The organism is Paenibacillus chitinolyticus (assembly GCF_045038035.1).
GTDB classification, from domain to species: Bacteria; Bacillota; Bacilli; order Paenibacillales; family NBRC-103111; genus Paenibacillus_F; species Paenibacillus_F chitinolyticus_A.
In genome coordinates, this window is record NZ_CP173427.1 from 799,132 (window position 1) to 821,479 (window position 22,348).

At 43.2% G+C, this 22,348-nt stretch carries 18 protein-coding genes; 13 read left to right on the plus strand and 5 right to left on the minus strand.

Going from position 1 to position 22,348, the window contains the following annotated elements; all coding sequences use genetic code 11:
* Positions 1–12: 12 nt before the first annotated feature.
* Positions 13–2,013: a Z1 domain-containing protein gene (locus tag ACI48J_RS03640; RefSeq protein WP_405081722.1), complete on the minus strand. Its 2,001-nt coding sequence runs from the start codon at positions 2,011–2,013 to the stop codon at positions 13–15.
* A 101-nt stretch (positions 2,014–2,114) separates the two neighbouring features.
* On the opposite strand from ACI48J_RS03640, the gene ACI48J_RS03645 reads away from it, so the two are divergent.
* Positions 2,115–4,553: an ATP-binding protein gene (locus ACI48J_RS03645; protein ID WP_405081724.1), complete on the plus strand. Its 2,439-nt coding sequence runs from the start codon at positions 2,115–2,117 to the stop codon at positions 4,551–4,553.
* Positions 4,554–4,949: 396 nt separating this feature from the next.
* On the opposite strand, the gene ACI48J_RS03650 is transcribed toward ACI48J_RS03645, so the two are convergent.
* The 3 genes from ACI48J_RS03650 to ACI48J_RS03660 form a co-directional block, all read right to left on the minus strand.
* Positions 4,950–6,353, minus strand: coding sequence for a hypothetical protein (locus ACI48J_RS03650; protein WP_405081726.1), 1,404 nt, complete (start codon positions 6,351–6,353; stop codon positions 4,950–4,952).
* A gap of 241 nt (positions 6,354–6,594) precedes the next feature.
* Positions 6,595–7,536, minus strand: coding sequence for a BsuBI/PstI family type II restriction endonuclease (locus ACI48J_RS03655; protein ID WP_405081727.1), 942 nt, complete (start codon positions 7,534–7,536; stop codon positions 6,595–6,597).
* The gene (locus ACI48J_RS03660) at positions 7,533–9,020 is read right to left on the minus strand and encodes an Eco57I restriction-modification methylase domain-containing protein (RefSeq protein WP_405081728.1); all 1,488 of its coding nucleotides are present in this window, start codon (positions 9,018–9,020) and stop codon (positions 7,533–7,535) included. Before ACI48J_RS03660 ends, ACI48J_RS03655 begins: the two co-directional genes overlap by 4 nt.
* Positions 9,021–10,556: 1,536 nt before the next feature.
* Here ACI48J_RS03660 and ACI48J_RS03665 point away from each other — a divergent pair.
* Together ACI48J_RS03665 and ACI48J_RS03670 are read left to right on the plus strand one after the other, a co-directional pair.
* A complete protein-coding gene (locus ACI48J_RS03665) occupies positions 10,557–11,135 on the plus strand; it encodes a hypothetical protein (protein ID WP_405081729.1) in 579 nt (192 codons plus the stop codon).
* Positions 11,136–11,252: 117 nt separating this feature from the next.
* Complete coding sequence (locus ACI48J_RS03670; RefSeq protein ID WP_405081730.1) at positions 11,253–11,816, plus strand: hypothetical protein; 564 nt, start codon at positions 11,253–11,255, stop codon at positions 11,814–11,816.
* A gap of 438 nt (positions 11,817–12,254) precedes the next feature.
* Here ACI48J_RS03670 and ACI48J_RS03675 read toward each other — a convergent pair whose 3' ends face one another.
* Complete coding sequence (locus ACI48J_RS03675; protein WP_405081731.1) at positions 12,255–12,443, minus strand: hypothetical protein; 189 nt, start codon at positions 12,441–12,443, stop codon at positions 12,255–12,257.
* A 640-nt stretch (positions 12,444–13,083) separates the two neighbouring features.
* On the opposite strand from ACI48J_RS03675, the gene ACI48J_RS03680 reads away from it, so the two are divergent.
* The 10 genes from ACI48J_RS03680 (at position 13,084) to ACI48J_RS03725 (ending at position 22,249) form a co-directional block, all read left to right on the plus strand.
* The gene (locus ACI48J_RS03680; RefSeq protein ID WP_405081732.1) at positions 13,084–14,589 is read left to right on the plus strand and encodes a TROVE domain-containing protein; all 1,506 of its coding nucleotides are present in this window, start codon (positions 13,084–13,086) and stop codon (positions 14,587–14,589) included.
* Between the two features lie 389 nt (positions 14,590–14,978).
* A complete protein-coding gene (locus tag ACI48J_RS03685; RefSeq protein ID WP_405081733.1) occupies positions 14,979–15,929 on the plus strand; it encodes an iron-hydroxamate ABC transporter substrate-binding protein in 951 nt (316 codons plus the stop codon).
* Between the two features lie 440 nt (positions 15,930–16,369).
* Complete coding sequence (locus ACI48J_RS03690) at positions 16,370–17,749, plus strand: amino acid permease (RefSeq protein ID WP_405081735.1); 1,380 nt, start codon at positions 16,370–16,372, stop codon at positions 17,747–17,749.
* Positions 17,750–17,958: 209 nt separating this feature from the next.
* Positions 17,959–18,621: a TetR family transcriptional regulator gene (locus ACI48J_RS03695; protein ID WP_405081736.1), complete on the plus strand. Its 663-nt coding sequence runs from the start codon at positions 17,959–17,961 to the stop codon at positions 18,619–18,621.
* Positions 18,611–19,147, plus strand: coding sequence for a GNAT family N-acetyltransferase (locus tag ACI48J_RS03700; RefSeq protein WP_405081737.1), 537 nt, complete (start codon positions 18,611–18,613; stop codon positions 19,145–19,147). The genes ACI48J_RS03695 and ACI48J_RS03700 overlap by 11 nt, the downstream gene beginning before the upstream one ends.
* A 124-nt stretch (positions 19,148–19,271) precedes the next feature.
* The gene (locus tag ACI48J_RS03705) at positions 19,272–19,595 is read left to right on the plus strand and encodes a YxiJ family protein (RefSeq protein WP_405083175.1); all 324 of its coding nucleotides are present in this window, start codon (positions 19,272–19,274) and stop codon (positions 19,593–19,595) included.
* Between the two features lie 13 nt (positions 19,596–19,608).
* Positions 19,609–20,049, plus strand: a complete 441-nt coding sequence (locus tag ACI48J_RS03710; RefSeq protein ID WP_405081738.1) for a hypothetical protein — start codon at positions 19,609–19,611, stop codon at positions 20,047–20,049.
* A 153-nt stretch (positions 20,050–20,202) separates the two neighbouring features.
* A complete protein-coding gene (locus ACI48J_RS03715; protein ID WP_405081740.1) occupies positions 20,203–20,568 on the plus strand; it encodes a DUF4180 domain-containing protein in 366 nt (121 codons plus the stop codon).
* The gene (locus ACI48J_RS03720; protein WP_405081742.1) at positions 20,565–21,083 is read left to right on the plus strand and encodes a hypothetical protein; all 519 of its coding nucleotides are present in this window, start codon (positions 20,565–20,567) and stop codon (positions 21,081–21,083) included. The genes ACI48J_RS03715 and ACI48J_RS03720 overlap by 4 nt, the downstream gene beginning before the upstream one ends.
* 377 nt (positions 21,084–21,460) lie before the next feature.
* Positions 21,461–22,249: a MarR family winged helix-turn-helix transcriptional regulator gene (locus tag ACI48J_RS03725; RefSeq protein WP_405081744.1), complete on the plus strand. Its 789-nt coding sequence runs from the start codon at positions 21,461–21,463 to the stop codon at positions 22,247–22,249.
* Positions 22,250–22,348: the final 99 nt, after the last annotated feature.

Consider the following 22,348-nt stretch of genomic DNA (forward strand, 5'->3'; position numbering starts at 1 on the left):
AGCGATGGCAGTCTAACTATTCTCTAAGTTATAAATTATATTATGACCTTTTGGGAATCTGAACATGGGAATCCAAAACTTTTCTCCATCCCAATTTTTTGATTTATCACCAATTAATCGATAAAGAATTAATAAAGGGACATTATCCACGGACATATTTTTTATATACTCATGGACTTCTTCTGACAATATCGCACCGATGCCTTCACGGGCTTCACTGTACCCAATATTATTATCTAAAGAATAAAAAATGTACCCTTCTGTAACATTGTTATCCTTGAACCATTCAAGATATTGAATAATTACTTTGCTACTCCATCCGCCATCTTTTATAACAGGAATCATATTCAGAATATCTATTAATTCATCAATTGTTGTCTTATATAAAGTTTTAGGTTTTTGATATTTTTTAGTAATAACCTCATTGAGATTCTCTGTTATCTTTTCTATGACACCTTTCCGGAATTCTGGCACTTTAGGGAAGTAGATGGATCCTGCTTGAAAGGCTCCTACTGCTTTAGGTATAACATTAGGACGAGTAGGCTTTAGTTTATTGAAATCAAGATACAAAGTATTTTGTATACCATTTTTATTTATTATTTCTCTTTGTGTTTTATCATGAATTGAAACCGTTTCAAATAGATCAGCAAGGTCATTTGGAATAAAAATGCGTGTAACATCTATGTCAGTAGATCTATAACCGCACATTCTTGCATGTTGAATAAGTGTATCAACTTGTGGAGAGTTAGAATACCTACCGTAGTATGTAGTTAATAGTCTTGGTATAGTTAAACCCCTACTAAACTTGTTCCCTCCAATCAAAATATTATAACGATAATTTCCGTTTACTTCATGATCAGTTGAAGAATTTAGAACTCTCACGCTGCTATTAACTAAATTACGAGAGAGAGTTGACAATACATTTTCAAAATCTACAACTTTAGTAGTAAAGGTTTTCATCAGATCCGTGTGTTCGTCTTTCAAAGTTTGCATAAGATCATTGTCTAATTTGTTTTTAATCGATACCTTTAAATCAGTTTTAAATCTATCTATAAAATACTTGATTTTTTCGTGTACTTTTTGAAGCGGGCTTATGTGACATAAGAAAGTATAACTTTGTGGTTTTTGTGTAGGTTTTTCTTCTATCATAATCTTTAAAGTAGCCGCAATATAAAAGGAACATAAAGCTTGTTTTAAACCCGTTGGGACAACCAAATCCATAAAATTATTATCTTCCTTATCAGTGAATAAGTGTAGCTCGTCTCTTTTTAATTCCCTTACAACTGACTCCTTTTTATCCAAAAATAGGGTTTCAATTCCGATATATCCATTCCCAACTGAAGTTAACTCAACAAAGCTAGGAGACAAAAAATCTTTTTGTAAAATTATAGCCTGTGGAGTTGCTGTTACCTGTAAAAATAAATTTAACTCTAACGAAGAAATTATGTTGTTAAGGTACTGATTAATAGCACTAGGGGGCATGTCTTCGAAACGCTGATTAGTATTTAATCCAACAGCATCTGCTTCATCATCAATAATTAAAGTAGGGATATTACTTACTTCATGTTGTTCAATGAATTCCAGTAATTTATTTAAATCAGAAGAGTTTTTCTTGCAAATTACAACAATACCTTCGTCATCTATTGTTTCTTTTAGGTAATCAAAAGGTTCATATAAAAGAGCACTTATGTGATTAACATACATTCCAGGTAAAGAGACTTGAGAACGATGTAAAGTTTGCTGTTGTAAATCATTGTTATTATCTGTTAGCAATATGAAAAACTTATAATTGTTATCAGCGGCAAGTGCGATTGTCATGTTTATAATGTTTGTTTTTCCACTTTGAACTAGACCGTAAAGTAAGCCTAATTTTTTTGCCTGGCCATCTTTGGGAGAAGGAGCATGCTTAAATATTCTCTTTGCGGTTGAGATCAGTTCAAACGTGGATTCCTCCCCAATATCGTCAAGTATGAGTGTTTTAAAGTTACTGACGTGTACACCATTTTCCTTCATTATTTATGACTCCTTAAAATAGGATGATTCTACCTAATAAGATAATTATATGGTATCATCTTAAACAGGAAAATAGTAGTACAAAAGAGGAGATAGCTATAATGACTATCAATGGAATTGACTGGAGACCAGAGGTACTTGATCAATTAAGTAACTCCCTCTTCTATAAAGAATTAAAAAAAAGACAGGATATGGCCGTCAATTCATTGTTGGCGAATATAGACAATTCTTGTTATTATGCGTTTCAAAGGACAAAAGTAATCATTAGGTATATGGAACAGTATACTTTACATGATGGCGATCATCTTTTTAGAGTATTGAAGTTAATGGAGAAGCTTGTGCCAGCTGAAAAAGTTAGTGAACTTAGTAACTTAGAACTAGCTCTATTAATATTAAGCGCTTTTTTTCATGATATAGGTATGGCACCAGATTCAAGAGAAGTGGATGTATGGCTGGGGCGAATTCATCCAAAAGATATGACTCCGGATCAGGTGCAACAAAAATATAAATATGATAAATATTGTGCCACCAACCCCTCTCTTCAAAGAAGATTAAATAGAAATATAGCTCTTTCTAATCACCAACAGGTGGTTATTCTGGAAAACTATAGATTGTCAGAGTGGATTAGAAAAACACATGCAGATAGGGCAAGGGAAATTGTTAATTCACAAAGAGCATTCTTTGTTTACAAAGATTATAATTATGCTACGTTATTGGGCAAAATCTGTGCGAGTCATAATGATAATGCTTATTCTTTACTACGGGAAGATTCACATAATCATCCTAATTTACTCGTTGCAGCGGACGAATATGTGAATGCACCATATATTTCAATAATTTTAAGACTTGCTGATTTACTGGATTTTGATTCCAAAAGGACTCCAAAAGTCTTGTTTGATCACATTGGTGTAAAAAATCCTATTAGTCTTGAAGAATGGCAGAAGCATAGGTCAATAGATGGCTGGAATTTAAATGTTGATCAAATAACTTTTTCAGCTACTTGTGACCATCCAGCGATAGAGAGGTCGATTAAAGAGTTTTGCAACTACATTCAACATGAGATCACAACCTGCCAAGGGGTATTAAGAGAACTGAACTATAACTATAATCGACGACATGTACGAGATAAATATGATCTCAATATTTCAAACATAGTAAAATCACAAATAAGAATTGCAGAGGACGAGTCAGGAAAGCCTAAATATCACTATATTGACGCGCATTTTAAATTAAACCAATCAGAGATAATAGAGCTTCTTATGGGGACCAATCTTTATGGAAACACGACCTTTGCCCTAAGAGAATTAATTCAAAATTCTTTAGATACTTGTCGTTTTCGCTTAATAAAGGAGAATGATTGGGGCAATACTTATCGGCCAATTATTTTTATTAGGTTTAAACGTGAGGAACATACTGATGTATTGGAAATAGAAGATAATGGGATGGGAATGGACGAGGGAATAATTAAAAAATATTTTTCAAACGTGGGTTCTTCATATTACAGGTCTGATGAATTCTACCAAGATATGGCTACCGCTTCTGATTCTTTCACACCAATATCGAAATTTGGAATTGGATTTTTATCAGCCTTTATGGTGTCAGACTCCATAGAAGTTGATACATTGAGAAAAATAGGCCGCTATCATGTTAGTGAAAAGCCATTAAATATTAACATCGAGGGAGAATCAGGGGTTTTCTTGGCTAAAATAGGTTCAAGAGAACATCCAGGAACCAAAATTAAATTGTACTTAAAAGAAGATCATCCATTTGGTAATGCATCGGATAAACAATCTGAATCAAAATTATTAAAAATATTAAGTGAAATCATACGACATAATTCGACTGAGATAATTGTAGAGACAGATGACTTCAGTGCAAATTTTAATTCTTACAGAGAAGAAATTGAAGTTATGATTGAAGAGAATCTAATTAATCACATAAAGGAATTTCGGTTGCCACTCGATGGAATAATAGATGGTATTTCTGGAAACATCACTTGTATATATTTGTACAATAAAAAAATAATAAGTGAAATAAAAATGCCGGCGAAAAATTATACTGATGAAGACGAAAAAGTAACTGAATTTAATAGAAGTTATGTTTGCGAATCAGGCTCTATTAAAGAAGTATCGGAGTTTGTTACCACAAACCTGAGGACTTCCGTAGTATCAAGAGGTCATTTAACAATGGGTGGTATTAGCATTAATGATAAGTTGTTTGGTTGCAATACTGATAGTTCAGCTGCGATAAATTGGCCTTTTCCAGTAATTTATGACATAAAATTATCCGGTGAGATGACAATAAATTTAACTGCATCTAGAAATAATATTATTGTTGATGAAAAGTGGTCAGAATTTAAGGACTCGTTAAGCAGAGTTGTGGCAATTAGGTTGATTGAAACAATTGAAGATGAAGAAATTATTAGAAGTTTATTACAATTAGTTAATGGCTATCCTGGTGCCGAAGAATTAGAAAAACATTTAATTTCAGAATACGGTCAAATTAGTTCGATAAAAGCTGTCCAACGCTTGAAGATCTGAGTAATTCTTTTATTAGAAGGGGTCAACTGAATTGGTGTTGGCCCTTTTTGGTTGCTATATTAAAGATACACCTTTAAGGCATTTTGTTGACGACTTGTTGACGAACATCGTCAACAGCCAATAAAACTCAAACAAAACGAACAATACGCATTGGATAAAACCCTTATATATCAAGGGTTTTATCCAACTAATACAGAATCCAAACAACTCTAACATGTTCCCGCATACCGTGCATGTGGAGTGCTGTTCACTGTTAGTGAGACAAGAATAATACAAGGTGCAAAGGTGTCAAACCTTCCCGTAATTTGAAGGAGGGTTCTTTATTATAAAAGAAGGAGCTTAAAAAGTAGGGATAAAAAGAAAAGTACAGTTGTTAGCTCAACTGTACCTAGATTTCTATTCGTCTTTATTGCAATTTACACATTTATTATCTATCAGTTCTCCCCAAAGGTGAAATGTTCCACATGGGGTACACAACTCATATTTACTAGATTTGCTACTACAACTTTCGCAAAGCTGACCATCATTTGAAAAAGGATATATACCTTTGTTATGTTTACAATCAATGCATAAATCAGGATCATATTCATCTTCCTCATCTTCTTGAAAAGGGTTATTTATTACCTTAGTGACCTCATTTATATATTTAATCATGGTGCTTAACTCGCTCTCGTTAAACTCATGACTTTTATGAATCAATTTATTTCTCGTGGTAATAACTAACTCCGTTTTTTCATAAGTTTCTTTATCAACAAGTCCTTTATTATACAAGAGTCTAATTGCTTGCATTGGTCCTAAACGCTTCAAATCCTTTTCATGGAAGTGTTCTACGAGTACATTATGAAGTCTGTTAAATTCAATTATAAACTGACCATAAAGTTGATGGGTATTAATGATAATATTTTCTGTAAGTTCCTCTTTATCCTGTGTACTGATTTTTATTTTATCCAAATTATCAATAGCTGATTGTAATTTTACGTTTATTTCATCTACTAATTGAGCTATCCTACTAAATTCTTGTTTATTAATTCTATTGTTATGAGCAATTTTATTTCTAAGTTCATACAATGATTCCCATCTATTTTTTAAATAATCATGCTCACAATCTACAATTGTTGAAAAGTACCTTTCCCAGTTTGATTTTGGAGCATAAGACTTTAGCTCTTCCAAAGACAATTCTTCAATTTTTGAGACGGATTTAATCTTATCTATTAAATTGGATGTATTCCCAGTCTGATATTCCACAAACAAGAAGTTAGCTAGCTGAATAAAGTCCGTTTCATAAAGATACTCAGGGGAGTTCTCTAAGTTCTCTTTCCCTTTTTTCTTTACCGAATCTTTTACTTGAGTAGGCGTGTATATTTTCGTCCAACCAAATCCTACATTAGTCAACATGAATTTAGTGATAAGTTTCCTCATGAGGTTTTCGGTAACATGGACAATGGGATAGGCTTGGACTGCATAATAGAAACTCATATCATCCCACAATGTTTGAACAGGGCTTTTGCATACGCGTGATAATATTATTCGTATTGATTTTAGTAATTCTTCAAAGTCTGTAACCCTGTTTACTTCAGTAGTGCTGAGTTTTAAATGAAAATAACGTTGTTGTTGTTCATTAAATGTTTCTGTTTGGACTAAATAATTTATTGTAAACCCTTTATAAGTAAGTTTGTCTCCTTCAATTTTCAGAGTATCATTAGCTTGTAGCAAATGATTGAAAGAGGCAAGATTAGTACATATTAGATCTTTTGTATCAAAGACAACAAGATACTCAACTTTAAAAGATTCAAAATTCATTTTCGTACCTCGGTTTCATAGGAGTATACTAAGTTTACTCGAATTAACCAAAAATGACCATATTATGTTGCCTAATTCTGTGATCGACTCAAGGCATGCGGAATTTGTGATGTCAACACATCGAATTGTGTAATGACGGGACGCCTAAACCGTAGGAATTAAACAAAGCCTAATCCTCATCTATTCAGAGGACTAGGCTTTGTTTCCCTAAAATTCAGATCGTAATTTGTTGTCTTTTGCATTAGTACGGTCCTAAGAAACGTACTCCATTAAAATGAATAAGGTGAGAAGGGGCATCTGCAACCCAAACCTCAGTTTCCCATGCAATTACACTCAGATAACGAGCCATCACAGAGCGATTAGGGAAAGCTGTTACATACACTATTCCCGCAGTGGAGTCTTTGAACAGTTTCGCTAACTCGTCATGTCGTTTTCCATCTACAGGACCGTGGCTGGTTACTGATTCGATCAATAACAACCAGTCCTTCTCAGGATAATAAATAACAACATCCGGCATCTTCCCGTGGGAGTCCACCGTAACTCCAAGGTTATTTAATAAATCCATATCGAAATATTTCCCGCCTGTATCGCCAGCAAATATCAGAATACCACCTGGCACGTAGCGTGCGGCAAAATCCTCGATAATAGCTTTTATTAACTCACTATGCTCACCTTGACTCAGCATAATTTGCTTACCGGGAGCAATTTGCACCGGAAGTCTGTTTTGTTCCCGTTCTTTGGCATACCGTTCCACAAGCGTTTGTCTTGTCGCAAGATATGCTTCTAGAGCAGACTCCCATCGAGAGGTGCCGAATAACTTTATTAGCTTCAGTGCTTCTGGTTCAATCTGATATACAGCTTTAGGGCTATTGACAGCACGGGTCGGTTTGTCTGGATTATATAGAGAGATACCTGCATCAATGAACTGGTGTATCGTTTGACGTCTAAATGTTTCGCGTGTATTTGGAGCATACTCTTTACCGTAGTGAACCCGACTGAATTCCATCATAGGTGTGATAGCAATTAATGGATTTTCAGCTTCCGACCAAGTCTTATCAGCAGTTAGGTTGAGTATTGCCAAAAGACAAAGTGCAGAGCGTTCGTTTAGTTGAGCTCTAGGTAATCCGAGCGATCTGAGTATTTCGAGCGCTCCTCCGATATTAGGATGGGTGTCCTCAGTCACAAAATCTCCTCCAACTTCGAGTCTATTTCTTCTTGACCTATTTTATCAGAGTTTGACATCACCCATCTACCAAACTCCTCAAGTTTTTCCCTGCTTGGGAACTTCATAGTGCGGAGGTCAGTTGCATTGACCTGCGTATGTCCATTAAATACTCGAAAATACTTGTCAACTTCTGTCGAGTTCAAGTATGCATATAAACCAAAAGCTAACTCAGCGTGTATACCTTGCTTTTGATAATGGAGAACATTAAGTCCGTTTTCAAATCCAACTTCAGCATAGTTGACGCTACTTGGGGTTAATACCCCCGCGACGATACGACGTTTTTCTTCTTTGGAGGAGAATCGCTTTACCACTGTATAATAGCCATTTGGGTATAACCACTTTTTCATCTCTTCATCAACAAATACCGCATTAGGCTTCTTCATGACCTTAGGCCATTCTGTTAAAGTGCCCACGAAATGATTGGGGTAGAAGAGAGGGACCGTACCTTCTTCTGGCATATCCCGTAAATGATCTTTTACACGGAAATCAACTACTGGCCCTGTTGAAACTTCCACACCAATTTCCTTAAGGGAGAAACAAACTGATGGGTATCTTTCAATAAAACTTTCTTCATTAGAAGTTGGGATATGAATAAAGAATTCAGAGTCTTTCGGCTGGACAATCTTCTCGAACGGGTAGCAATTTACTTCATAATCGCTAAAGCTATCATCCCTAGAAGTAGATATGCGAACTTTACCTTGTTTCTTGCCGCGCTCTAACAACATGATCACATTTTCTTGCAAAACCTCATCATCCTTGAAAGCCTTGTCCCTTGAGTCGAATAAGTGCATGTGTTTTATTACAGCTTTTTCAAGCAAAAATTGACGAAAAGGTCGAAAGTAAGGGCCGTTACAGAAGCTTCTCGGGATAATCGCGACGATCTGGCCATGATCTTCCATCAACTCGATTGTCAGTGCTACGAATGCAGAGTATAAATTAACAGTTTCAATTCCGACGCCGCGAAGAAGTTTACGGTGTCTGGAATTACTCATAATTTTCTTATAAGGTGGATTCAAAATGGCATGAGAAAAGCGTATCTTAGTGCTTGAAAGTAAGCTGTTTTCATCCAACAAGACATTTGTTGCCCATTCAATAAAGTCCGCAGCTATGACTTGACGCCCAAGGTTCAGTGTACCTTCAAACAGCGAAAGTGTATTTGTAAGTTTTGATATGAGGACCTCATCGATTTCAACGGCTGTGACTACCGCTTGATTACTTAAGCCTTCAGAAATAAGCCGACTCAGAAAAGCACTAGTCAAAGAGCCGATCCCAGCTCCAGCATCCAAAAGGTTAGGGTTCGACATCTTTTCCATATCAAATAGTGAGGCCATAAAACTGGCAACACTTGCAGGTGTTAAAAATTGACCTAGCTCAGATTTTCGTTTGAGAGAAGGATTTATTGCCAGCCGTTCCTTATCAACGGTGTCTAATATTTGAGTCATGATTGCACCTCTTGCTTGCGGATTGTATTCATCTATTTTAATATAATGGGTTTAAGGTTTACAAACCCAACTTTTATAACGTACACCAAATATAAAAGTCCTCGAGGGTGTTTCCCATCGAGGACTTTGCCGATGCTCTCGGACAAGTACCATTTTATCAACATGATTGTCAGTTTGTAAAGGGCAGTTTGCCGTACCAAGCGTATCTTCGGTCTGCCCGAAATTACATATAAACTGGCGCAGCCAACTCAACATTTATGGGTTATACAATCTCTTCACAGTATTAAACGCAGCCACCTTTGGGGAAAATCGTTGTTGCCTGTGCTGCCCATTACCACAGTTTGGTTGGACTTGTCTGTAACAGAAGAAACAAATGCGACTGGTGCCGAAGCCCAGCTGGCAATATCGTTACTATCAGCACAGTTTCCGCCGCTCCTGCCAGCAGAGATTGCCTAAAAGGACAGAAGTTCTGGCAAGCATTACCGCAGCTTCTTGACGCAAGTTTCCGTTGGGACCGAATGTGCTGTCACCTTCACCCCCGACGATGACGAGCGAATAAGCGGATAGAATCACTGGATCAGTGGTATCCCTAAATATATCGATGATCAGAGATTTTAATTATGAGGAGAATGATCTGCCGCTATTGGAACGTGTTGCTTTTAAGAAGCATAACAAGCATTCGTTTCATAACATGGAGTTGGATATGGTCAACATTTTTGAAAAACATCCTACAGCATCGTGTCAAAAGATTATGATCGAACTGTATCACAAAGGGCTTTGCTCTCCTTGCAGACGGCGAGCTGTAGAAATTATAATGGCCAATCACATTCTGCCTGCCTCTTTGCGGGATGAGATCCGGTATGATTGCAATCCGGATATCCGTGAACTTTGGATGAAAAGCGCAAGCGCCGGGCTTCCCTAGCCGACGCCTGCGCTTATTTTCTTCTATAGAACTTTTCCCAATCGTTTATAACTTCCGCTCGGGTCAATAATTGATCCCTCGGCCATCGGGATGTTTCCCATTCATGTACTGCCTGCCGCTTTGTTTGGTAGATACGGAAGTCGCAAATATTCCAGGGGCAGTACAATTTCCGGTACCATTTCCCGTTTTGAACGTCGCCTTTGAAGCGGCGTACCGCTTTGCCGGCCTGCCGTTTGGTCCAACCGGTGCTTAGGTGCTGTTGGTCTTTAAATACAGGCGATTTTTTTACACTTCTGCTCATTTGGTTCTCTAGTCCCTCCTTTTGGGAAGCTAGAGACCGTCTAATATTTTCATAGTTCACCCCGGTGTTTGAGTTATTCAATCCGTAGATATAAACGGAATCCATACAAAAAAGTTACTTATAAAGGAAAAGGAATAATAAATACGTATATAATTAGGAGGGTTTATTATATGGAATTAAGACGACTAACGGATCATGTTTTCTATACGATGTTCAGCAAAGAGACCGATAGGCCGGTTTTCGGTTATATAAATGGGCAACGTTTGTATCGTTTAATATCGTTAAGGGCCGGTTATATACCGACAAGAAAACGGTGAATCCCGTCTACGAGCCCTATCCCACTAAGGGTGAATTGATCAAGCGGATGGAAGAGCTGTCCGGTGAACTGAAAAGCAAAGGGTTCGCCAAGGAGCCGAGGGACGTTTTGTTTCAGATTCCGGAAAAGGAAATCGGCGTGTTCGATAAAGCGAAGTGGCATTATGAGGGCGATTTTCCGTCTGAGCTGGATGTCATTCAAGCCTACGTGCCGACGGGGATGTTCATTGCCTGGGTGATTAAAAACGACCTCGCCGGCAAACGAAGCCGCAAAGAAGATGCGCCGGAGATCGAGCTTGTCAAACGGGATGAGATGACCGGCGCCGAGTTTTATCGTACCAACTGGGACGGTGTGCTCAGCTCGAAAGAATTGTCGGAGGAAGCGGAGGCGTTTGCCCGCGAATACCTCGATATCCAAAACGATGTTTATACGGCCGTCGACTTCACGAACGTATTGGCGGCGGGTTTACCGACGATTTACCACGTGAAGGACTCGCTTGAGAACTACCGGGTCATCGAGCCGATTATTTCGGAGTGTTACCGGGATTGGAAGTCCCGTCAGGGAAGGCTTGCTTGAAGCGGGACGATTGCGTGATTTACTTTTACCGTGTTACTTTTTCTCAGCCAAATCCTTCAAAACTCCTGCCGCAAAACCGATATAAAAGGAGCACTTGTAAAAAAGGAGAGTACTGGGATGTCTAAACGTAGCAAAATTGGTTTTTTGATTGGAATGGCCGTTGTACTACTGTTTGTGATGACGGCGTGTGGAAGCAAGGAAAAGACCGCAGATGTAAAGCCGACCGAGACGGCTAAGAGTTCGCCTGCGAACTCCGCTAATCCGGCGAATGCTTCAGCTAAGCCGATAGAGCCGGCTTCAGAGTCTAAACTAAGTGAGATCAACAACTTTATGACGTTGTCCATCTGGAACGATGGATTCGTAAACGTCGGTTTTTACACAAGCAGGGGTACGGGCAGCACAGGCAAGACTCTGGATATGGATTTCACAATGGAGCGCCTGGGCAGAGCCATGGAGAAAAAGGCGGAATATGATACGTACATTCAGGGTCTGGATGCGAAGTATGATAACGTGAAGCAAGTATGGGCGAAGCTTTCGAAAGAGACCGACAACCTGTATAAGCAGCTTAAGGAAAATACACCGAAGGCCAACGACAAGAGCTATAAGTTCGATACGGGATTATTCGAGCAGTACAGCGATGCTTTTAGAGATGATGTACGGGCTTTGAATAAGAAGCAATAAGCGTGTGAGGTCACCAACTACGAAATCTGATCGCTGAAAAGGCGTGGAGTCTGGCTCCAGGCCTTTTTTTGTTGCCGCCAATGTATTGACCGCAGGCTTGTCGTTGATTTACCACGTAGAGGATTCGCTTGAGAATTAAAGGATCCTCGAACCTATTATTAGGGAGCATTACCCAGGATGGAAGAGCATCCAAAGTTGGGGAACCGGAGATCTTCTACAGCGTAAATAATTGATGGACAAAGAGAAGGGCGGCCGAGCCAGCGAAGTTTTTCGAAAAGAAAAGGAGCGAACTATTTTGGATCCAAGCAATAATAGGGATAAGAAGAAGTGGTATTTAAAGAATGGTTTTGTCCTTGCTTTATGTGTCATAACCCCACCAATAGGTTATATTCATGTGCTAGTAAACCGAAAGCATTGGGAAAGAAAAGAAATGTTAAGCTACTTACTTTGGGCAACACTTTTTACTTCTTTTTGGCTCTTAAAATTCATTTCTAAAGAAGTACAGCTAGTTGCATTGATCTTAGCGCTAATTTTTTTATCTATAGGAACAAGGAAAAAATAGGACTGGTCAGCCAATCGGCAGGCCAATCCTATTTTTATTGAACCCGCTCGTTCGTTAACCAACATTTAGGCCCATCACCTGTTGGTTACGTCATGAAGCTATAATACTGCAGCAGCAACCGTTTTCGGATTTCATCTTCCCTCCGCGTAACGGAAACCAGAATCTTTTTCACAACAAAAAAGGTAAACTTTTCTCCGGTCGTAATACTTTCGCCATGTTCGCGGAACCAAAAATGAGCGAAGATAGGTACAGAAGGCAGGCACGTTAAACGGCCGGCCCAATAAAGATCACCGAGGCGCCTGGACGGGTTACTTCGACTTTTAATCGGCTGGTCGTTGGTTCGAGTCCAACTTCCTCCATGGGGAGGAATAGCTCAGATGGTAGAGCAGCATGTACCTGTCCGACCTATTTCCTCGGTGATTTCTACAAAAGAATAGGCGGAGCGAGGCGCCGGAAAGGGTTTCTTCGACTTATTAGGGTTAAGTATGATGGTGTCCGACGGATGCCGCGAACCTTTTCAACCACTTTCCTCGCTCCGCTTCTATCCCAAAAAAAATGAAAATCCGGCGAAGCGCAGGAACGGGTTCCTTCGAGCTTATCGACCAATGGAAATACCCCGGGCAGTACGGCAGGTTCGACTCCTGCAGCAGACCTGTTCCGCTTTTTCTTCGCCGGAGTTTTTTTGAAAAAAGGAGTGTGTGAATCATGAGTATGGCGAAAAAGTTGTTCGGCGCTCTCAGACCGGACGCCTACAATAAAGACAATTATCCTGCTTATACGCGGTCTGCGGAGGAGCGGTATGTGCAGACGCTGATGACGAATACGATGGGGAATACGTACTATGCGGATCAGCAGGAGCTGGTCGGCGAAGCGGCACAGCTTCATCACGAGATGGCCGAAGCCAATCCGAATTTCATGGCGCGGGCGATTGTGTTTGCCCGAAATGCCGGTTTTATGCGGCTTCAGCCTCTGTTCGGACTCGCGATCCTTTCCATGTATCGTCCGGATCTGTTTGCGAAGATTTTCCGGCAGGTGGTGCGGATTCCTTCGGATTTGTCCGATTTTCTGACCATCTTGAACGGTCTGGGGCGAGGAGAAGGCGGTCGCGCCGTGAAACGGCAGGTGAACCGGTTCCTGTCTGGAGTGTCCGAATACTGGGCGATGAAGTACAACGGACGCGGTCGCGGATACAGCCTGGGCGACGCCATAGCGACGGCGCATCCGAAGCCGAAGGATCTACAGCAGCAGGCATTGTTCCGCTATTTGCGCGGGATGGAGGCCAACCTGGCGCTGCTGCCGCAAGTCGAGGCGCTGGAGAGTTTGAAGCTGGCCGCAACCGAAGAAGAGCAGATTCGCTGGATCGAGCGCGGTAAGCTGCCGTACGAAACGGTGACGGGAGCGATCAAGCCGTCGAAGGCGGTCTGGGAGGCGCTGCTGTACCAGATGCCGACGTTTGCGCTGCTCCGTCATTTGAACGCGATGCAGCGGGCGGGTGTGCTCGAAGATGCGCGGCACGTGGAGTACATCGTGCAGCGGTTGACCGATCACCAGGCGCTGAGCAAAGCGAAGATCCTGCCCTTCCGGCTGGCGACGGCTTTCCGGCAGGTGGAGCATCCGGAGCTGAGGGACGCTTTGCGCGAAGCGGCGGAGCTTACGTTCGACAACCTGCCGGAGCTGGGTGATCAAACGGCGATTTTCCTCGATATCTCGGGCTCGATGAACGGGCAGTACCTGGAGACCGGTGCGGTTTTTGCCCTCGCGCTGTATAAAAAGACCCGGGGGAACTCCCTGTTCTGGCTGTTCGATACGGAGGTCATGGATGCGAAGCCTTCCCGCAAAGACAGCATTTTGACCCAGGCGGCGCAGATACATGCCCGAGGCGGAACGGATACGGGAGCGCCCGTTCGGAAGCTTATCCGGGAGCGCAAGAAAGTGGACCAGATCATCATGATCACGGACGAGCAGCAGAACAGCGGCAGCGCGTTTTATAAGGAGCTGAAACGGTACCGGTCCAAAGTGAACCGCGATGTGAAGGCGTTCATCATCGACCTTGCGCCTTACCGTCATGCGATGGTTCCCGTTCAGGACCGATACACCTACTACATTTACGGCTGGAGCGACACGGTGCTGTCCTACATCGCCCAGACCGTGCATGGCTATTCCGGCTTGACCGAAGAGGTAGCCGCGCTGGATTTGGATCGTTTACAATAAGCCGGCGGTAAACGACAAACGTGCGGAGGCAGCCGGTTTGCGAACAATATTACTTGCGATTCAGCGTGCGGATTCTTCTCCTGCCCAATGGCGGGAAGAGGCCCGCACGCTGTTTCTTTATGCACGCGGGGACTTTGCCGGTTGGCGCGTTGCGTCCCTTATAGAGATAAGCTTGGCCGATGACGATGTTTTTTCGACTTGTTGTAGTTTCAAAGCAGAAGAATGCTGAAAGTAGCCCCATCCTATTCAGGTATTGACAGCAACCCGACCTGCCTATAGAATGGTTAACATATTGATAATGATTATCATTATCGATAAAGTGAATGTCCTCTCAACTCACGATTGGATTATTCATAGATAAGCAAATTGATGAGGGAGAGAATCGTCTTATGAAAAAGTTAATTCCGTTATCCCTGTTCCTTGTCCTTCTTCTGAGCGCTTGCGGCGGCAACCAGACAGGCACCAAGAGCGGGAACAATGCGTCCTCAGATAGTTCCGGGACCGCGTCGGTAGCTTCAAAATCCGGCACGTTTACCTATCAATCCGAGAACGGGCCGGTCGAGGTTCCCTCGAATCCGCAGCGCGTCGTTGTGCTTACGCGTTTTTTAACGGGAAATGTGATGGCACTGGGGGTGCCTCTGGTCGGTGTGGACGAGATGTCCAAGGAAAACCCGAATTTCCAAGAGAAGCTGAAAAACATCGAGGCGGTTTCGGACGAAAGTCTTGAGAAGATCATCGAGCTGAAGCCGGATCTGATTATCGGGCTTTCCGACATCAAGAACATCGATAAGTTCAAGAAAATCGCTCCGACGGTCACTTATACTTACGGGAAAGTCAATTACTTAAAGCAGCAGTTGGAAGTCGGCAAATTGCTGAATAAAGAAAAGGAAGCGCAAGCTTGGATCGATGATTTCACAGCGCGCACCAAAAAAGCCGGAGATGAAATTAAGGCGAAGATCGGCGCAGATGCGACGGTATCTGTTATCGAGACGTTCAACAAGCAGCTCTATGTCTACGGGGATAACTTTGGACGCGGCACCGAAATCCTCTACCAGGCGTTCGGGCTGCGTATGCCGGATAAAGTCAAAGAAGCGACAAAGAAAGAAGGCTACTTTGCCCTGTCCACGGAAGTGTTAAAGGATTACACGGGCGACTATGTCATTTTCAGTAAGAACGCGGAGGAAGACAACTCCTTCCAGAAAACCGAAACCTACAAGAACATTTCCGCAGTCAAAAACAATCGGGTCTATGAAGCCGACGCGAAGGCGTTCTATTTTAACGACCCGCTGAGCATGGAATATCAATTGAAATTTTTCATCAAGCACTTTCTCGGTCAGTAAGCGAATCTCGGGATGTATCGCATCGTTTTAACGCAGTCGCAATTCGGGTGCATGTGAGAACGGCCAGGGACCCAGGTCCTTGGCTGTTTTTTTGATTGAAAGAAAGCGGAGTCTCTGCACAGTTGTCATCCTACGAAAATGTTCATCCAAGCATAAGGAAGAATGAGGAGTGAATCCTGATATATCGGCCGAACCTGTGATTCTTGCTCATCCGTCCTTCCGACCCCCAAATTCCAATAAATGCCTGCATGCCCGCGGTTGTATTTGCCAATATTCTGTCATACAATTTTTTGTAACGCGGAGGGACAGTCACGCAGAAAACACAGTGCTGCCGCTTCATCCGGATTGCATCACACTAAGTTGGGGGGAACGGTGTTACGGACTGGAACACGGAAAGCATGAAAAGCAGATAACGAACACAAACGAAGGGGAGCGTTCTTTTGGAAGCCAAACAATTAACCAGGGGACTGAAGCCTCGGCATATTGAGCTGATAGCGCTCGGGGGCACGATCGGCGTCGGGCTGTTTATGGGATCGGCCAGTACGATCAAATGGGCCGGCCCTTCCGTGCTGCTCGCTTATCTTTTGGCCGGGATTATTATGTTTTTCGTCATGCGGATCATGGGGGAAATGCTGCTGCTCGAACCGGTGACGGGCTCGTTCGCCACGTTTGCCCACAGATATATCGGCCCTTTGGCCGGTTATGTGACCGCCTGGAGCTATTGGTTCCTGTGGGTGACGGTGGGAATGGCGGAGGTGACCGCAATCGGGATTTACGTGGGCTACTGGTTCCCGGACATTCCCCAGTGGATTCCGGCCTTGATCGGCGTGGGAATCATTGCGGCGGCCAACCTGGCGGCGGTGAAATTTTACGGGGAATTCGAGTTCTGGTTCGCCATGATCAAGGTTGTCGCCATCGTGTTTATGCTGGTAATCGGAACGGCGATGATTTTCTTTGGATTCGGCAACGGGGGAGAGCCTATCGGTCTCTCGCATTTGTACAGTCATGGAGGTTTTTTTGCGGGAGGGTTAAAAGGATTCCTGTTTGCGCTCTGCATTGTAACCGCTGCTTATCAGGGGATCGAAATGGTCGGAATTACGGCGGGCGAAGCGGAAAATCCGAAGCATACGCTGCGCAAAGCGATTAAAAATATCATCTGGCGCATTCTGATCTTTTATGTAGGCGCTATTTTCGTGATCGTGACGATTTATCCGTGGAATCAGGTCGGCGAAATCGGAAGCCCCTTCGTGATGACTTTTGCCAAAGTGGGCATTGTCGCCGCAGCGGGCATTATCAATTTCGTCGTGCTTACAGCGGCGATGTCGGGGTGCAACAGCGGCATTTACAGTGCGGGCAGAATGCTGTACACGCTGGCGCAGAACGGGCAGGCTCCTAAATTTTTCGGGAAGGTCTCCAAAAGCGGTGTCCCGAGAAACAGCATCATCACCACGATTTCTTTGCTGCTGATCGGCGTGCTTTTCAATTACTTGGCACCGGATTCGAAGCTGTTCCTGTACATTTACAGCGCCAGCGTTCTTCCGGGGATGATTCCCTGGTTTGCGCTCGCCTTCAGCCAGTTTAAGTTCAGGAAAAAGTGGAAGCACGAGATGGCGGATCATCCTTTCAAATCGCGGTTTTTCCCGTTCAGCAACTATATTACCATCGTGTTCTTGTTCCTCGTCATCATCGGCATGTGGTTCAACCCGGATACCCGGGTGTCCCTGATCGTCGGGGCCGTGTTCATTGCGGTCGTTATCGTGGGGTACTATGTTTTTGGTATCGGGAAGCGGCAGATCGCCGGGGAAAATGAGGAAGCGTAATCGGCTAAAAGAGCCGGGCGAATTCGGGCGAAAGCTTGGGTTTGGCCCGGTTTTTTTGATAAAACTTAACCGGACGGGACTATAACAAATAACGCACGCTTCCATCTGGTTGCATGCTGTTTAATTTTGGAATATATATTGAAAAACGACATGAATGTCGTTTATAATTCAACTAGAACAACCCACATTGTTTGATCGGAGTAAAAAAGATGTCTCCCAAAGTGAACGAGGAATACAAAAAGCAAAAGAAAATCGCTTTGCTGCAATCGGCCAAACAGGTATTCATCCGCAAAGGATATAACGGAGCGACTATGCAGGACATCATGGAGACGGCAGGTGTGTCGAGGGGAGCTTTGTATGCTTATTTCGATAACATTGAGCATGTCTATCTGGAACTGCTACGGCATGAGGACCGGAAGCATGAAGTTTATTTTCGCAGTGACGATAGGGAAAACTGTTGGCAGCAGATAAAGAATTGGTTGAACAAGCAGCAGGACGAAATCGGGAGCATGGAGGAGAATTTAGTACTGGCGAACTCGCAGTTTTTCTCATCGGCCCAATACCGGAACAACAAAGACGCCTATCCGTACATCGCGGCACGGTATGATGGGACCCTAGAGGTGCTGACCGGATTTTTTGAAAAGGGGGCCGCGCAGGGCGAATTTGCACCGCGACTTCCCGCTGAATCCATTGCCCGGTACCTGATTTCGTTCATGGATGGATTAATCATGGATACGGCCCATATGGGTCCTGAGAAAACGAAGGTGAAAGAGCAGCTGGATGCTCTGCTTTTTACCCTGGAAGCTATGCTCGATCCGGTTGAAAACAAGACGGGGACAACGGAAAAGGAGAACAAAGAGGATGTTATTTGAATCTTCGAGAGTAGCTTTCCGAAAAATGACGGAAGATGACGCAGTCGTTTACCACACCTGGCGAAACGACATGGAAGTGATGAGAACGACCAATCCTTCCCTGGATTTGGTTACATTTGCGGATACCCGGCAGTTTGTGGAGCAGGTGATTTTGGGATCGGGCACGTCCAAAAGCTATATGATCCTGGATAAGCCGTCCGGGCGGTCGATCGGAATCACTTCTTTGACTCAGCTTGATTTTAAAAACCGCAGCGCAGAGTGCATCCTCGACATCGGCGAGAAAGAATTTTGGGGCAAAGGCTACGGAACCGAATCCTTAAGATTGCTGCTCGATTACGCTTTTCTTGAATTGAATCTGCATCGGGTATCCTTGCGGGTGTTTGCTTTTAACGATAAAGCCGTGGCTTTGTACGAAAAAATCGGGTTCAAACGGGAGGGAGTCTCCCGGCAGGCGGTATTCAGGGAAGGGACTTGGCACGACATATTACATATGGGCATTCTTCAAGAGGAGTATAGGCTTGGCTGACGGAATGAGGATGGCCGGAGGGTTGCTAGCTCTGATGAAGGATCGAGTTCAGTATGAATAAAGGTGATCTATCATAAAAAGAGAAAAAATCATTGAACACCTAAAGCTTTTGTATAATCTGGAATTGACCCGACCTTTTCCTTATAAGGATCTTGAGCTAATAAAGAAACATTTTGAGTTTGAATTTTCTTTACTCTCAGAGGAAGGTTTAAACGCCGACTTTAACGATTATTGTACGACTGTTGCAGGAACTATGAGTTATGTCCTCAACGGCAGCGAAGAAAATATCCCTCCACGACAAATGCTTTTCATTAAGATGAATTTTTTTGAAAGATTCCCTTCTTATAAGTTTTTTGAAAATAAGGTCTCTGACTATCTTGCCTTTCAGGATGAACTTAAAAGCTTTGAAAAAGCAAGAGAACTGCTAATACGGTACTTTATTAGGTGAGCGGTGAGTAATTTTGAAATCATGGAAAAAGTCCACCACGGATGTATATTTGGATGACATAGATTTTCATGATGCGCTAGTGGAGCGGATTGAGGTAAAAGAACGGGAGATTATCGTTGAACTTGAATCGGTCAACATTTTGCCGGGGCACCCGCTCAATCCGTACAATGTTGCTAAAAACACGGACAGGTGCAGGTTAATTTTCCGGCAGGTTGCTTCAAATCAAGCTGTTAGATTCCAGGAGGGAGACATTCCTCTTATTATGAATTGTACAGTCTTTAAAAGCTTAGAGATTCTTAAATTTGAACGTTTCCAATCAGATGAGTCTCAGGTCTTCAAGATTTTTGGGGTGGATGATCAGTTTTGCGGATGGGAAGTGAAGGCGGAAGGTTTTGTCCTCCAGTGGAACGATTTTATGGGGGATGCCTGGTTTGTAGGCTGGGAGAAAGATTAATAAATTTTCCAAACGGTGGTCTATATAAAGAGAATCGGGTCGGTCGGAAGCGGCAAAACGACATTGGCCGGAAGGCTGTCATCGGAGCTAGGGCTTCCGTCCCCGCCAGGACTCACCATCCATAAAAATTAATCAAACGGAGGAAAAATGAAAATGAATATAACCGTCGATCAACGGCAAAATTCTAAAGTAGCCATCATCTCCAGCGAGAATGTGGTCATAAACACCGTAAGCGACGCGCTGGACTTAATGGCGGATGTCCATTACAATCACGGATGCGATAAAATGCTTCTCAGAAAAGAACAGCTTACGGAGGACTTTTTTGAGCTGAAAACGAAGCTGGCCGGAGACATTTTGCAGAAATATATCAACTATCAGTTTAAAATTGCCATCGTCGGGGATTTCAGCGGCTACAACAGCAAAAGTCTGAACGATTTCATTTACGAATCCAACCAGGGAAAAAACGTGTTTTTTAAAGGGACCGAAGCCGAGGCGCTGGATGCGCTGCATGAGGCATGATCGATTTTCTGAAAACGAAAGGAATCAAGGCGTACAACGAGATTGTGGAGATAGCGGAACGGCCGGATTTGCTTTTTTCAAACGACCGGGATCAGGTGGATGCGGAGGCCCGCTATAACCATCGCACCATCCAGCGGCTGAACAAAATCATTAAAAACAACAAACTATCCTTAAACGAGCTGGAAGATATACTCGCTTTTGTAGAGTCGGCGTGGGCGTCTTATTTGAAGAAGTTTTATGCGGAAAAAACGTTTGTCTTCTACATGTGGGGAGATTATCAAATTCCTGCGATTAGAATTTCCGCAGTTTCTTATTATGAGGGGCTGGGGCTGCCTTTCGGATGTATAGTGAACCAGATTGACGATCGGAAGGAAGTTCTCACACAGTATCGGGAAAAAGCTTGTTTCGATGGAGTTCCAGTTGCGGAAAGTGAAGATTTAAACCTAGCGGCCGACGATGAAGAAGAAAATACTTATATACTTACGATGTATGCTAGGATTATCCATGCTAAATAAGGGACCGCTTTGGAGACAGGGCACCTAATGAGAATGATCAGGGTGTAAAAGAATCTGCTCGGGCGGGTTCTTTTTTTGTTTCAGAGAGAATTAACTCCCACATATTTCACTCCGATAAAAGTTAACTGGAAGAATAATGCGATTTAAATTTTAAAACCTACTTGACAGGTAAGAATAATTGGTTTAATCTTACTTCAAGATCACTAGATGATTCCTAATCAAATGAAAATTCATTAAGCGAACATTCATTATTTTAAAACTAAACTAATTAGGAAAGCCGATTGGACCGCCAAAGGCTCCTGTAATCTCTTGCCGTCAGACGGAGGAGATAACGGGGGCTTTTGTGTTTTTCCGGGCCTCCTGACGAAAGGAATGGCATGCACGAAAAAGACTGGGCGTTATACGAAGAGGCCGACTGGCTCTTCCGCAGGCTGGTACGCAAATTTGTGAAGGAACGCGACAAAATTTCCGTCGAAGGCATCACACTGCCGGGCATGCTCATCCTCAACTCTATTGACAGAGAGGGAGAGCAGCGGCTGGGAGAGCTGGCGGAGCAGCTGGATTTTACGTCCGGCGCCGTCACAGCGCTGTGCGACAAGCTGGAGGCTGGCGGCTACGCGGTTCGCAAAAGAAGCGAGTCCGACCGCAGGTCCGTAGCGCTGGACATTACGGATAAGGGCCGGGAACTGCTCCGGCGCAACGGGGGGCTCAGCGCGCATATGATCGGTATCCTGTTCGGCGAATTTTCGCCGGAGGAGCTGGCGCATCAGATCGCTTTTTCCCAAAGGCTGCTGGAGAAGCTGGACGGCTTCGCGGAGGCGGTGCTGGCGTATCCCGGAGAAGATGCAGAGGATGGGGATGAAACGGAAACAGACGATCCAGCCATTGGAGTTCCGTCACCCGTGGCGGCCGCAGAGACGGATGCTTTGCAGATTTCATTGCTGCAATCATCAGAAATAGCTGTCTCGGCAGGTTTGCCGGTCGAGTCAGCGAGAGGAGCGGGGACCGGCCTCGAACTGGAATCGGCTCGATTGTCCGCCAAGCCGGAACGGGGAAACGACTCCGCCAGCTCAGCACCCGGTCCGTCATCACAGCCACCGGCGGATCAGCCACCTGCTCCAAAACCTAAAACGGCAGCCCGCAAAAAGAATTTCATTTCTTATTAACCCGACTAGCCGAAGTTTTTGAGACAAGAGGAGTATGCTTTTCATTCGTCAAAATGCATGTACAAGTCAGATTCAATTTATAAGCTGTACCTTGCGAGG